Below are 13,193 nucleotides of genomic sequence, written 5' to 3' on the forward strand. Positions count from 1 at the left end.
CCCAAAGGGACCTCCCACGCACAGCCGCCATAAATCGTTTACAGCGAGCATGAAAACGCTCGATGTTCGGATCGGCGATTGTGCGGCGATATGTACCGGACTTGCACGTCCGTGTCACCGTTTTTGCGGTAACGAACAAAGACTATCGGTGAAGCCCAGGGCTGCCTAGTTCACGAACAGCACCGCGTGTTGAAGGAAATATCCGATGGACTCGAGCGTAGAAAGATCAAAATATCTTCGCTTTTAAACAGTTGGTTTCGTCAATGACTTGGTAGTCATCAGCATCAAAAAGACCTGCATCTTCTTCTAACGCAACCAGACAGTGGCGTTCCTGCTTGAAGCCGCTACACTGCGCCGGCCGTTCATTTTTCTCTTGAGGCTGTGCGCATGAAATTTCGTTTTCTTCTGTGGATGCTGGGTTTGTTGATGGGTAAGGCCAGTCGGACTAATCCTGCGTTTCAACAGCAGTTGGGTGACAAGGAATTGGTGTTTCAACTACAGACCCTGGACGGGAAAGTGGCGCGGCATTTCTTTGTGAAGGATCAGCGCATCACCAGCAAGTCCGGCGTGTATGCCGAACCGGCGTTTGCGATTGCGTTCAAGGATGCGGCGTATGGCTTTGCCACGATGCAGGCGAAGAATAAGCAGTTGGCGTTTATGACGGGGATTCAGGACAAGTCGATTCAGATCAAGGGCAACCCGGCGCTGGTGATCTGGTTTCAGGGGTTGACCAAGTATTTGAAGCCGCGGAAGGCCAAAGCTAAGGCAAAGGCTTGAGGTTGATGATTAACCCTGTGGCGAGGGGATTTATCCCCGCTCGGCTGCGCAGCAGTCGCAAACCCAACCAACACGGTACGCCTGATACAACCCAGTCTCAGGTGTCAGGGCCGCTTCGCAGCCCAACGGGGATAAATCCCCTCACCACAGGGGTTGTGGTGATTCAGGTTGATCGGCGGGGGATTCTTCGCGGGCAAGCCCGCTCCCACAGGGATCGCGTAAATCCTGTGGGAGTGGGCTTGCCCGTAGTGCTTTAGGCCTGGGTGAATTGCGAAGCCAATTCGCGCAGCAGGACTTCTGCTTCGAGGACTTTGCTGACGACGTCGTTGGCTTTGTCGCGAGTCAGGCCGACGCGTTCCAGCAAGGCATCCGGGATGTCTTCATCCGGCCCGGACCCAATCCCACGGCTTCGCAGCAAGCGCACCGCCAGGCACACGAGGTTTGGGTACTCGGCGTAATCGCCGTCGTAGCCCGGGTCGTGCTGGAAGCGCAGTGCGGTGGCCAGTTCTTCGGGCATGTCCCAGTAGCGCATCAGCCACGAGCCGATCTGTTCACGGCTGATGCCCAGCAAGTGTTGCTCGACGTAGCTGTGGCACAGGTGCGGGTTGACCTCCAGGTGGCGGCAGATCAGCGAGAAGTGCGGCGGGAAGACGTGTGCCAGCAGCAAGTAGCCGAAGTTGTGCAGCAGGCCGGCGAGGTAGGTCAGGCCGGCTTCCGGGCGCTGGGCGCGGGGCATGGCGCGGGTCAGGCCTTCGATGACGGCGGCGGTGTAGATCGATTGCTGCCAGTACGGCGTGGTGTGTTGCGGGTGGTCTTTGGGCAGGCTCAGGGTTTTGCCCAGGGCCAGGCCCAGCGCGAGGTTGATCACCAGGTCGAAACCCAGCACTCGCACGATGGCGTCTTCTACTGAACGAATCTTGCCCGGCGACGCGTAGTACGGCGACGCTGCCCAGCTCACGACTTGTGCGGCCAGGGCCGGGTCGGTTTCGACGACGCCGGTGATGTCGTCGATGGTGGCGTTGGGGTCGACGCGCAGTTTGATGATTTTCTGCGCGGTCTCGGCCAGCGGCGGAATTTCGATGGTCTCTTCCAGGCGCTGCTGGATGCGCCGCGCGGTGAACGCTTGAACGGCCTGGGTGATTTCCTCGCGGTCATCGTGGGGGCGGTCGAGGTTCGGGCGAATGCTGGTCAGGGCTTCGCCGAAGTTGGCGGCGCTGGCCTTGGTCAGCATGGTCTTGAAGTCTTCGCTGGTGACTTCCAGCAACACGCCTGGCTCGCCCGAGTTGATCAGCAACTTCGGCTCGCGCAGCAGGCTTTCTTCATACAGGCACGGTGAGCTGGTGAGCGCCGGCATGCCGGGCAGCAGGCTCAGGTTGTGTTTGCCGAGCATTTTTACTAGCCGTTCGGTCGACACGGCGGTGAGGCGGCGACCGGTCAGTTCGGCGAGGCTATTGAGGTCCAGCAATTGGCTCTGCGGGAACAGCACCATGAGCGTGCCCACGGCGTCATCGAGCAGAACGGCCTGCACTTTGCGTGCGGCGTTCAGGCCGTGGTGGTCGAGGACTTCTTCGTAGGCGATACCCAGTTTGCCCAGCATCAGCCGAATAACCGACGGAGCGTGCGGGGTGGCGGGTGCGAGGGCAACTTCGGTCATGGTCTGTATCCGTTTTAAAACAATGGCAGGAGTATAACCAGCTTGCTCAGAACGGTGGTTCAGAAACTGCGACGGTGCTCACACTTGGCCGTATTGCTGCCCATGACGTAGCCAGCGGTCGAGCAGCGGGCTGACGTGATCCGGCCAGCGCTCCAGCAGCGCTTGGGCGGCGTCGCGCACGGCGGGTAGCAGATCGGCGTCGCGCATCAGGTCAGCGACCTTGAATTGCAGCAGGCCGGTCTGACGCGTACCGAGCATTTCACCGGGGCCGCGCAGCTCGAGGTCTTTTTCGGCGATGACAAACCCGTCGTTGGTTTCGCGCATGATGCCCAAACGCTGACGACCGATCTGTGACAGCGGCGGATGGTAAAGCAGCACGCAATGGCTGGCCGCGCTGCCCCGACCCACACGACCGCGCAACTGGTGCAATTGCGCAAGCCCGAGGCGTTCGGGGTTTTCGATGATCATCAGGCTGGCGTTGGGCACGTCGACGCCGACTTCAATCACCGTGGTGGCGACCAGCAGTTGCAGGTTGCCGGCCTTGAATTCGGCCATGACCGCAGCTTTTTCGACGGGCTTCATGCGACCGTGGATCAGCCCGACCTTCAACTCGCCGAGGGCGGCGGTGAGGTCTTCGTAAGTGGTTTCGGCGGCCTGGCAGGTCAACTCTTCCGACTCTTCAATCAGCGTGCACACCCAATAGGCCTGACGCCCTTCGGCACAGGCGCCGCGCACCCGCTCGATGACTTCGACGCGCCGGGTATCGGTGATCAGCACGGTGTTCACCGGGGTCCGACCGGGCGGCAGTTCGTCGAGGATCGAGGTGTCGAGGTCGGCGTAGGCGCTCATGGCCAGCGTCCGGGGAATCGGTGTGGCGGTCATGATCAACTGGTGCGGACACATCCGCCCACCGACACCTTTCTGCCGCAACGCCAGCCGTTGCTGCACGCCGAAGCGGTGCTGTTCGTCGATGATCGCCAGTGCGAGGTTTTTGAACTGCACTTCGTCCTGAAACAGCGCGTGGGTGCCGACCACCATCGGTGTGCCGTTGGCAATCTGCTCCAGTGCGGCCACGCGGTTCTTGCCTTTGAGCTTGCCGGCCAGCCACGCGACTTCAATGCCCAGCGGTTCGAGCCAGCGTTTGAAGGTGATGAAATGCTGCTCGGCGAGGATTTCGGTGGGCGCCATCAGCGCCACTTGATAACCGGCCTCCAGGGCCTGGAGTGCGGCGAGGGCAGCGACCACGGTTTTGCCCGCGCCGACGTCGCCCTGAATCAACCGCAACATGGGTTCGTGCTGACTGAGGTCGTAGGCGATTTCGTTGCCGACCCGTTGCTGAGCGCCGGTCGGAGTGAAACCGAGGTTCGCCAGATACTGCGCCGGCAGCCGGGTGGCTTTCGGCATCGCTGGCGCGCGCAGGGAGCGCATGCTCTCGCGCAGGCGCTGCTGCGACAGTTGATGGGTCAGCAGTTCTTCAAAGGCCAGACGGTGCTGCGCCCAATGATGACCGAGGGCGAGTTCATCGACATCGGCATCGGCCGGCGGGTGGTGCAGGTAGCGGATCGCATCGGCCAGCGGCGCCAGTTGATAGTCCCGCGCCAGTTCGTTCGGCAGCCAGTCGGGCAGGCTGGTGGGGCCGAGCATCGTCAGGGTTTGCATGCACAATTGGCGCAAGCGCTGTTGGGTCAGGCCTTCGGTGAGCGGGTAAACCGGGGTCAGGGTTTCGTCCACCGGCGGCGGCTCGTCGCCGGTGATGGCGCGGTATTCCGGGTGGTAGATTTCCAGTCCCGACGCACCGGGCCGTGCTTCGCCGTAGCAACGAATGCGCGTGCCGCGTTTGAGGCCTTCTTTCTGGGCGTTGCTGAAATGGTAGAAACGCAGGCTGAGCCCGCCGGTGCCGTCCTGCAGGCGCACCACCAGGCTGCGGCGACGGCCCATGACCACATCGGCTCCACTGACGGTGCCTTCGATCACGGCGTCCTGGCCCGGTCGCAAATGTCCGATCGGGACCACACGAGTGCGGTCCTGATAACGCAACGGCAGGTGAAAAAGTACGTCCTGGAGGTTCTCCAGGCCGACCTTGGCCAGCTTTTCGGCCATGGCTTCGCCGACACCCTTGAGTGCCGTCACCGACACTTGCGACAACTCGGTCATGGCAGCGACTTAGGCCGCAACCACCGGTGCTTGCGGCTTGGCCACCGAGCACAGGCGAATGGAGTCAGCGAGGATTTCAATCGCTTTCGGCCGCGGGAAGCTCGCGCGCCAGGCAATGGCCACGGTGCGGAACGGTACCGGCGGCGTCAGTGGGCGCACTTCGATCACGCCGGGGGCGTAGTGATGGCTGTCGACTGCCGACAGCGGCAGGATCGAGATACCGAGGCCGGACGCAACCATGTGGCGGATGGTTTCCAGGGAACTGGATTCCACCGTGGTGTGCTTGGCGCCGTCGTTGCCTTTGGCCAGGGTCGGGCAGGCTTCCAGCACTTGATCGCGGAAACAGTGGCCTTCGCCGAGCAGTAGCAGGCTCTTGTCGTTGAGCAGGGCGGCGTCGATGGATTCTTTTTGGGTCCACGGGTGCTGGGCCGGCATCAGGACGTAGAACGGCTCGTCGTAGAGCTGCAGGGTCAGCACGTCGGCTTCGTTGAACGGCAGGGCGATGATGATCGCGTCGAGCTCGCCGTTGCGCAGTTTGTCGCGCAGCACGTGGGTGAAGTTTTCTTCGATGTACAACGGCATCTGCGGGGCGACCCGGTGCAGTTGTGGAATCAGGTGTGGAAACAGGTACGGGCCGACGGTGTAGATGGCGCCGACTTTCAGCGGCGCGGTCAGCTGGTTTTTGCCGGCCTGGGCCAGTTCGCGGATGCCTTGGGCCTGTTCCAGCACTTTCTGCGCCTGGGCGACAATGCCTTCACCGACCGGGGTCAGGCGCACGGCACTCTTGCTGCGCTCGAAAATCAGCACACCGAGTTCGTCTTCAAGCTTTTTCACGCCCACCGACAGGGTCGGCTGGCTGACGTGGCAACGCTCGGCCGCGTGGCCGAAGTGCTGCTCTTGGGCGAGGGTAACGATGTAGCGTAATTCTGTAAGAGTCATAGCAAGCGTCCATGAAGTTGCGAGCCAAGCATACCGGCTGCAATCGATAGACGCACGTTATCAGACTGAGTGTGTTGAGTGACACAGGGCAAAGCAGGTTTGCCGCTGGCGGATATGCAAAAGGCACCTTTCGGGTGCCTTATTGGTCGCTGCATAACCCTGTAGGAGCTGAGCTTGCTCGCGATAGCGGTGTGTCAGTCAACAGAGATGTCGAGTATGACGGCCTCATCGTCGGAACGCCGCCCGGAGCAAGCTCAGCTCCTACAAGGGTTTTGCGTTTCTGCTTTAGCGCCGGCGTTTTTCCAGTGAGTAAACAAACGGTGCAACGATTTCGATGGCGCCGTTGGTTAACATGTCCGCCGGTGGCTTGGGCAGTGGTTGGGCGCGGCGGATCATTTCCAGGGTGGCCCGGTCCAGATCGGCAGTACCAGAGCCGCCCACCAGTTCGAACGACAACACGTTACCTTCAGCATCCACCACGAAGCGCAGACGGTTCATGCCTTCCTTGCCCCGCGCCTGCGCACTGGCCGGGTACTTCTTGTACTTGGCCAGGTGAGCGAGCAGGGTGCCTTGCCAGCTGGCCTTGGCCGCTTGCTGCGCCGGTGATGGGCCCGGTGCTGGCTGAGCGGATTTCTCCGTTGGCGCCTGAGTCGGTTGCGCGTCGCTCGGTTTTTCCTCGGACGGCTTCTCTTTAGGCGGTTCCGGCTTTTTCTCCACAGGCTTGGGCGGTTGAGGCTTTGGCTTGGGTTTGACCGGTTTCGGCACGGCGATTTCGGCCTTCGGCACTTCAGCCAGCTTCGGTATCGGCAGCTCTTCCACCGGGGCGGGTGGCTGTGGCGGCGTTATGACCTTCGGCGGCGCTGGCGGTGGCGGGGCCGGAACCGGCGCCAACTCGACCATCATCGCCTGCGGCGGCAGCTCGATCGGTGGGCGCGACGTCCAGTTCAGCGCCAGCGCAATGGCCAGCGCATGGACGCCCAGCACCACGGCCAGGCTCGCGCTGTAACGCGTCAGCTTTTGGCGCGTCGTGATCATTTCTTGACTGCCGTCTCGAGTCCGACCAGGCCCACCTTCAGGTAACCGGCAGAGCGCAGGTTGTCCATCACGCTCATCAAGTCGCCGTAATCCACGCCTTTATCGGCCTGGAAGAAGATCGTCGTGTCTTTCTTGCCTTTGGTCCTGGCGTCGAGGGTGGCGCCGAGTGCTTCGGCCTTCACTTCGTCTTCGCCGAGGAACAGGCGTTGGTCAGCCTTGACGCTGAGGAACACGGGTTTCTCTGGCCGTGGCGCCGGTTTGGCGCTGGAAGCGGGCAGGTCGACCTTGATGTCCACGGTGGCGAGCGGGGCCGCCACCATGAAGATGATCAACAGCACCAGCATCACGTCGATGAACGGCGTGACGTTGATTTCGTGGTTCTCGGCCAGATCGTCGTCTGCGCCTTCTTTCAAATGCAAGCCCATGGCTGATTACCCTACTTTGACCATGTGGGGTTGCGCGGAGCGCTCGGTGGTCGGCAGGTGATCGAGGTCACGGCTGACCAGCAGCAGGACTTCAGCCGAGGCATCGGATACTTGTGCCTTGTAACCGGCAATGGAGCGGGCAAAAACGTTGTAGATCACGACGGCCGGAATCGCTGCAACCAGACCCAGCGCGGTCGCCAGCAGGGCTTCGGCGATGCCGGGAGCCACGACGGCGAGGTTGGTGGTCTGGGTTTTGGCGATGCCGATGAAGCTGTTCATGATGCCCCAAACGGTACCGAACAGGCCGACGAACGGCGCGGTGGAGCCGATGGTGGCGAGCACGCCGGTGCCGCTGCTCATGTTGCGACCGCAGGCTGCAACCAGACGCTCGAGGCGGAAGGCGACGCGTTCCTTGATGCCTTCTTTCTCGCGGCTGTTGACCGACAAACGCATTTCTTCCAGGGCGTCATGCACCAGCAAGTTGGCGAGGGTGCCTTGCTTGGTGGCTGTCACGCTGGCTTCTTTAAGCGTGGTGGCTTTTTTCAGGTGGACGATTTCGGTGCGCAGACGACGCTTGGCGCCCATCAGCTCGAAGCCCTTGGCGATCCAGATGGTCCAGGTGATGATCGAGGCGATGGCCAGGCCGATCATCACGATTTTCACGATGATGTCGGCGTTCTGGTACATGCCCCACGGCGACAGGTCGTGGGCCATGCCCAGAGTGTTGTCGGCTTCGAGGACTTCCGGAACGTCTTCGGCTGTGGTGTCTACGGCTTGGGCCGGGTCGGTCGCAGCCGGGGTAACATGAGCGGCTGGAGCTGGAGCTGGAGCAGCAGTGGCAGCCGGAGCGGCTGGCGCTTGTGCGTCAGCGAAAGCGGCGGTCGGCGCCAGCATCAGGCTGAGCAGCAGGGCGGCCACTGCGCTCCAGGCGCGAGGTCGTTTGGTTGGCGAAGCGGGGAATTGATTGCGTGTCATGCTGGCCGGACCTGAGAGAAAAAGACGGTAAATGTTCTTCCAGGCCTCGTGAGGCCGAGAACAAAAGTGGCAGGCATTATTGCAAGTAATTCTTGTTAACAAAAGTAATAGAGTATCTTTTTTTCCTTCATTGCTAGCCGCGCGTCCATTGCCAGCGCTAGTCTGTGCCTTTCTGATGGGAGTTTTCTGATGTCCGCGCCCTCTGTTTTGATCGCCGGCTGCGGTGATGTTGGTAGTCGTCTGGCCACGCAATTGTTGGCTGGCGGGTGGGAGGTTCATGGCCTGAGGCGTGATGTCTCACGCCTGCCCAAGGGGGTAATTGGCGTTGCCGGTGACTTGTTCAATGAAGACTGTCCAGCGACCTGGCCAGTCGGTGCGGTGGATTACCTGGTGTATTGCGCAGCCGCCACTGATCACGATGAGGCGGGTTACCGCGCCGCTTATGTTCAGGGTTTGCAGCACGTACTGGAATGGCTGAACGACTACGGGCAGGTGCCCAATCGCCTGTTGTTTGTTTCCAGCAGCAGTGTGTATGGGCAGCAGGATGGTGAGTGGGTTGATGAGACTTCGCCGACCATTGCAACAGGCTATTCGGGTCGATTAATGCTAGAGGCGGAGCAAGTGGCGCTCGATAGTGGCATCCCGGCCAGCATCGTACGTTTGACCGGCATTTACGGCCCTGGTCGCGAATGGCTGCTGACTCAGGTCCGTCGGGGTTATCGAGTGGCCGTCGATCCACCGTTGTACGGCAATCGCATTCACGCCGACGACGCGGCGGGGTTGATGGCGTGTCTGCTTGAAGCGGATCGTCGCGGTGTGGCGCTGGATGACGTCTACATTGGTGTGGACGATGCGCCTGCGCCGCTGGCCGAAGTGGTGGGCTGGTTACGTGAGTATCTGGGCGTGACCGAATGGGATGACGACGCGAGCGTGCGGCGTACTGGCAGCAAGCGCTGCAGCAATGCACGGGCCAAAGCCTTGGGCTGGACACCGAAGTACCCAAGTTACCGCGAAGGTTATGCCGTGATAATTGCCCAGGGGAGTTGAGCTGAGCGAGCCTCTAAACAACAGGCGCCTGCGGGCGCCTTTGTTTTTGGGTCATTGTTTTACCAGCAGCCAGTGGCGTGGGCCGGGGGTTAAGTAGGGGATTTCGTCTGGCCGGGATTGATTGATTGCCTGGAAAATCTCCAGTTGCTTGCCTTTGCGAACGAAAATCCATGTGTCACTCAGGTCACCCGTGCCCAGATACAAGGTGTCATTGCCTGCACCTTGGTTGGCACAATCACCGTCCAGGCATAACTCGTATCGATCGGTTCCCGGTAACCCTGAAACGTGGCCATCTTCCGTAAACACGACCATTTGGCCTGTTCCGTGACTGTCGATGATTTCCCACTGCCCGCCCATATAAGCAGCGTTCAGGGCGCTCCTGAAGGTGCTACCCCACTTTGTATGCGTTTTGACGGTCTTGCCGGGGCGACTGAACACCTGCTGGGGGGCGTGCTCCTTGGCCAGTTGAGTCAGTCGCTTGCCATCCAGGCGCAGTTCGTCAGTGCCGTAGCCGTTGTAGTCGACGGTCCAGGCATTGGGTGACTTTTGCAGCAGTTGGCCTTCACCCCTCTCAAAACCGCTGCTCACTTGCGCCTTGCCGGTGTGGGTGTTGATGTCCCATTCCAGATTCCGGCCATGGGTGTTCAGGGCTTTATGTAAAGACTGGCCTTGGGCCGCTGCATCGATGACCGCCTGATTGATCCAGATACCGCTGATATCTGTTTCTGCGGGCATAGAGGTGCAGCCGCCGAGCAGCAATAGGCCAAGGATAAGCAGTGGGCGCATGATCAATCCTTGAGGGGGGCAAAGAATTCGACGGTGCAGGCTAAAGAAAAAGGAGCCCGTAGGCTCCTGTATTCTGTATCACTGTTTTTCCAGCAACCACTTGCGATCACCCGGGGTGAACTGCGGCATTTCATCCGCGTGTGCGGTGTTCACTGCCTGTAGGATTTCCAGTTCCTTGCCCTTGCGCGCAAAGATCCAGGTGTTGCCCTGACCATTCGCCTGTAGCCACATGTTGTCGTTACCGCCGCTCATCGACGCGCAATCGCCCGCCAGACACAAGGCATAGCGATCCGCTCCCGGCAGGCCGGCAACCTGGCCGTCAGCCTGGAATTGCACGGTGTTGCCTTCGCCGGGACCGCTGACGACTTTCCAGCTGCCGCCCATGTAGGCCGAATACAGTGCGCGTTCAAAACTGGCACCTATCGGTGCGCCGTCCGGCACCGTAACCTGCGCGCGGTCGAAGACTTGCTCCGGCTCATTGTCGCTGGCGACCTGGCTCAGTTGCTTGCCGTCACGCTTCAGCTCGCTGGCGGAGCTGCCATAAAAGTCGACCTTCCAGGCGCCGGACTCTTCGCCTAGCAGCTTGCCATCGACGTTTTCAAAACCGTTGGTGTAGCGGGCCTGCCCGGCCTTGGTGTTGACGTCCCATTCCAGGTTCGGGCCATAGGCCTGGAGCGCTTCGCGCAGGGCGCCGCCTTTGGCTGCAGCATCGATCGCGGCCTGATTGATCCAGGTGCCGCTGATGTCACGGTCGGCAGGGTTGCTGGCACAACCGCCCAAGAGTAGGGCGACCAGCGAGAGAGCTAGCGCTTGGCGCATGGTGGAATCCTTTCAAAGCAAGATCGACGCAGCCTTCGGAAGGCTGCGCCGGGCACATTACTCGATGACCAGAATGGCATCCATCTCAACCTGCGAACCCTTTGGCAGGGCCGCTACGCCGATGGCGGCGCGGGCAGGGTAAGGCTGGTCGAAGTACTTGCCCATGATCTCGTTGACCTTGGCGAAGTGGCTCAGGTCGGTGAGGAAGATGTTCAGTTTGACGATGTCCTTGAACGAACCGCCAGCGGCTTCAGCAACGGCTTTGAGGTTCTCGAACACCTGGACGGTCTGGGCTTCGAAACCTTCTACCAGTTCCATGGTTTTTGGGTCCAGAGGAATTTGACCCGACATGTAAACGGTGTTGCCGGCCTTGATCGCCTGGGAGTAAGTGCCGATGGCAGCCGGGGCCTTGTCGCTGGTAATAACTGTTTTGGTCATGAATGACTCCTTGTAATAAGTGGCTTAAGCACGCATGCGAGTGATGCGAATCACCCCGGTCAGGGCGCGCAGTTTCTTGATCACGCGGGCCAGGTGCACGCGGTCGTGCACACTGACCACCAGTTGGACCACGCTGATGCGGCCATCGCGTTCGTCCATGCTGATTTTTTCGATATTGCCGTCGGCCGCGTTGACGCTGCTGGCCAGCAGAGCGATCAGGCCGCGCTGATGTTCCAGCTCGACGCGCAGCTCGACATTGAATTCGCCGGTGACATCCTTGGCCCACGAGAGCTGGATGCATTTTTCCGGGTTGTGGCGGATTTCGCTGATGTTGCGGCAGTTGTCCAGGTGCACGACCATGCCTTTGCCCGCGGACAGGTGGCCGACAATCGGGTCGCCCGGGATCGGCGTGCAGCACTTGGCGTAACTGAGTACCAGGCCTTCGGTGCCGCGAATCGCCAGCGGGCCTTCCGCGCTCGGCAGCTGTTCGCCTTCACCGAGCAGTCGGCGGGCGACCACGTAAGCCATGCGATTGCCCAGGCCGATGTCTTCGAGCAGGTCTTCGATGAGTTCCAGGCGGTACTCGGTGAGCATCGCCTTGACGCGCTCGGCGGCTACTTTCTCCAGCGAGCTGTCGAAACCGTTGAGGACCTTGTTCAGCAGCCGTTCGCCGAGGCTGATGGATTCGGAGCGGCGTTGCAGTTTCAGCGCATGACGGATGTGGGTCCGCGCCTTGCCGGTGACCACGAAGTTGAGCCACGCCGGATTTGGCCGTGCCCCGGGGGCGCTGACGATCTCGACCGTGGAGCCGCTTTGCAGCGGTTCGGACAGCGGTGCGAGACGACGATTGATCCGACAGGCAATGCAGCTGTTGCCCACGTCGGTGTGTACCGCGTAAGCAAAGTCGACCGCCGTGGAGCCTTTGGGCAGCTCCATGATCCGGCCTTTGGGCGTGAACACGTAGACCTCGTCCGGGAACAGGTCGATCTTCACGCTCTCGATGAATTCCAGCGAGTTGCCGGCCCGTTGCTGCATCTCCAGCACGCCTTTGACCCACTGGCGGGCTCGGGCATGAGTACCTTTTGGCTGCTCATCGCCACTGGATTTATAGAGCCAATGGGCGGCGATGCCGTTGTTGGCCATCTCTTCCATTTCACGGGTGCGGATCTGAATCTCGATCGGTACACCGTGCATGCCAAACAACGTGGTATGCAGCGACTGGTAGCCGTTGGCCTTGGGGATCGCGATGTAATCCTTGAAGCGCCCCGGCAACGGTTTGTACAAATTATGCACAGCACCCAGCACGCGGTAGCAGGTATCGACCTTGTCGACGATGATCCGGAACGCGTAGACGTCCATGATCTCGTTGAAGGCCCGACGCTTGCCGCGCATTTTCTTGTAGATGCCGTAGAGGTGTTTCTGGCGACCGCTGACCTCGCCCTGGATTTCGTCGATGGCCAGGCAATGGCTGAGGGATTCTTCAATTTTGTTGACGATTTCCTTGCGGTTGCCCCGGGCGCGTTTGACCGCCTGGTTGATCCGTGCGGAACGCATCGGGTGCATCGCCTTGAAGCCAAGGTCTTCGAATTCTATGCGGATGGCGTGCATGCCCAGCCGGTTGGCGATGGGCGCATAGATTTCCAGGGTTTCCTTGGCGATCCGTCGGCGTTTTTCGCCGGACAGGACTTCCAGGGTCCGCATGTTGTGCAGGCGGTCGGCCAGTTTGACCAGGATCACGCGAATGTCGCGGGCCATGGCCATGGCCATCTTCTGGAAGTTTTCAGCCTGGGCTTCGGCCTTGGTCTCGAAGTTCATCTGGGTCAGTTTGCTGACCCCGTCGACCAGTTCGGCCACGGTTTCGCCGAACTGCGCTTGCAGCGCTTCCTTGGCAATACCGGTGTCTTCGATCACGTCATGCAGCATCGCAGCCATCAGGCTCTGATGGTCCATGTGCATGTCGGCAAGAATATTCGCAACCGCGAGTGGGTGCGTGACGTACGCTTCACCGCTACGGCGGCGTTGACCGTCGTGGGCTTGTTCGGCGTAGAAGTACGCTCGGCGGACCAGGTTGACCTGGTCCTTGCCGAGGTAGGTCGATAAGCGATCGGCGAGGGCGTCTATGCTCGGCATGATGAGACCTGCCG

General features: G+C 60.7%; 12 protein-coding genes. 2 read left to right on the forward strand and 10 right to left on the reverse strand.

From position 1 onward, the window contains the following. The first annotated feature begins 387 nt into the window (after positions 1–387). A complete protein-coding gene (locus PMI27_RS13240; RefSeq protein WP_008150118.1) occupies positions 388–777 on the forward strand; it encodes a hypothetical protein in 390 nt (129 codons plus the stop codon). 253 nt (positions 778–1,030) lie between these two features. On the opposite strand, the gene PMI27_RS13235 is transcribed toward PMI27_RS13240, so the two are convergent. From PMI27_RS13235 to exbB, 6 genes are all read right to left on the reverse strand, one after another. After that, the gene (locus PMI27_RS13235) at positions 1,031–2,431 is read right to left on the reverse strand and encodes an aminoacyl-tRNA deacylase and HDOD domain-containing protein (protein WP_008150120.1); all 1,401 of its coding nucleotides are present in this window, start codon (positions 2,429–2,431) and stop codon (positions 1,031–1,033) included. Positions 2,432–2,509: 78 nt separating this feature from the next. After that, entirely contained in the window at positions 2,510–4,585 is a 2,076-nt protein-coding gene (gene recG / locus PMI27_RS13230) for an ATP-dependent DNA helicase RecG (protein WP_008150123.1), read from the reverse strand. A 9-nt stretch (positions 4,586–4,594) separates the two neighbouring features. After that, complete coding sequence (locus tag PMI27_RS13225; RefSeq protein ID WP_008150125.1) at positions 4,595–5,524, reverse strand: hydrogen peroxide-inducible genes activator; 930 nt, start codon at positions 5,522–5,524, stop codon at positions 4,595–4,597. A gap of 285 nt (positions 5,525–5,809) precedes the next feature. Further along, entirely contained in the window at positions 5,810–6,559 is a 750-nt protein-coding gene (locus PMI27_RS13220; protein ID WP_008150128.1) for a TonB family protein, read from the reverse strand. After that, positions 6,556–6,984 (reverse strand): TonB system transport protein ExbD, encoded by a 429-nt coding sequence (gene exbD / locus PMI27_RS13215; RefSeq protein WP_008150131.1) that lies wholly within the window; start codon positions 6,982–6,984, stop codon positions 6,556–6,558. Before exbD ends, PMI27_RS13220 begins: the two co-directional genes overlap by 4 nt. Positions 6,985–6,990: 6 nt before the next feature. Beyond that, a complete protein-coding gene (gene exbB, locus PMI27_RS13210; RefSeq protein WP_008150133.1) occupies positions 6,991–7,959 on the reverse strand; it encodes a tonB-system energizer ExbB in 969 nt (322 codons plus the stop codon). Positions 7,960–8,148: 189 nt separating this feature from the next. Between exbB and PMI27_RS13205 the strand changes: the two genes are divergently transcribed. Beyond that, entirely contained in the window at positions 8,149–9,006 is an 858-nt protein-coding gene (locus PMI27_RS13205; protein WP_008150135.1) for an SDR family oxidoreductase, read from the forward strand. Positions 9,007–9,057: 51 nt separating this feature from the next. On the opposite strand, the gene PMI27_RS13200 is transcribed toward PMI27_RS13205, so the two are convergent. From PMI27_RS13200 to spoT, 4 genes are all read right to left on the reverse strand, one after another. Continuing rightward, positions 9,058–9,792, reverse strand: coding sequence for a hypothetical protein (locus PMI27_RS13200; protein WP_008150137.1), 735 nt, complete (start codon positions 9,790–9,792; stop codon positions 9,058–9,060). Positions 9,793–9,870: 78 nt separating this feature from the next. Next, positions 9,871–10,611, reverse strand: coding sequence for a hypothetical protein (locus PMI27_RS13195; RefSeq protein ID WP_008150139.1), 741 nt, complete (start codon positions 10,609–10,611; stop codon positions 9,871–9,873). Between the two features lie 57 nt (positions 10,612–10,668). Then, complete coding sequence (locus PMI27_RS13190; RefSeq protein ID WP_003229509.1) at positions 10,669–11,049, reverse strand: RidA family protein; 381 nt, start codon at positions 11,047–11,049, stop codon at positions 10,669–10,671. A gap of 24 nt (positions 11,050–11,073) precedes the next feature. Further along, on the reverse strand, positions 11,074–13,179 hold the full coding sequence (spoT, locus tag PMI27_RS13185; RefSeq protein WP_008150141.1) for a bifunctional GTP diphosphokinase/guanosine-3',5'-bis pyrophosphate 3'-pyrophosphohydrolase: 2,106 nt from the start codon (positions 13,177–13,179) through the stop codon (positions 11,074–11,076). Positions 13,180–13,193: the final 14 nt, after the last annotated feature.

The organism is Pseudomonas sp. GM41(2012), assembly GCF_000282315.2.
GTDB lineage: Bacteria > Pseudomonadota > Gammaproteobacteria > Pseudomonadales > Pseudomonadaceae > Aquipseudomonas.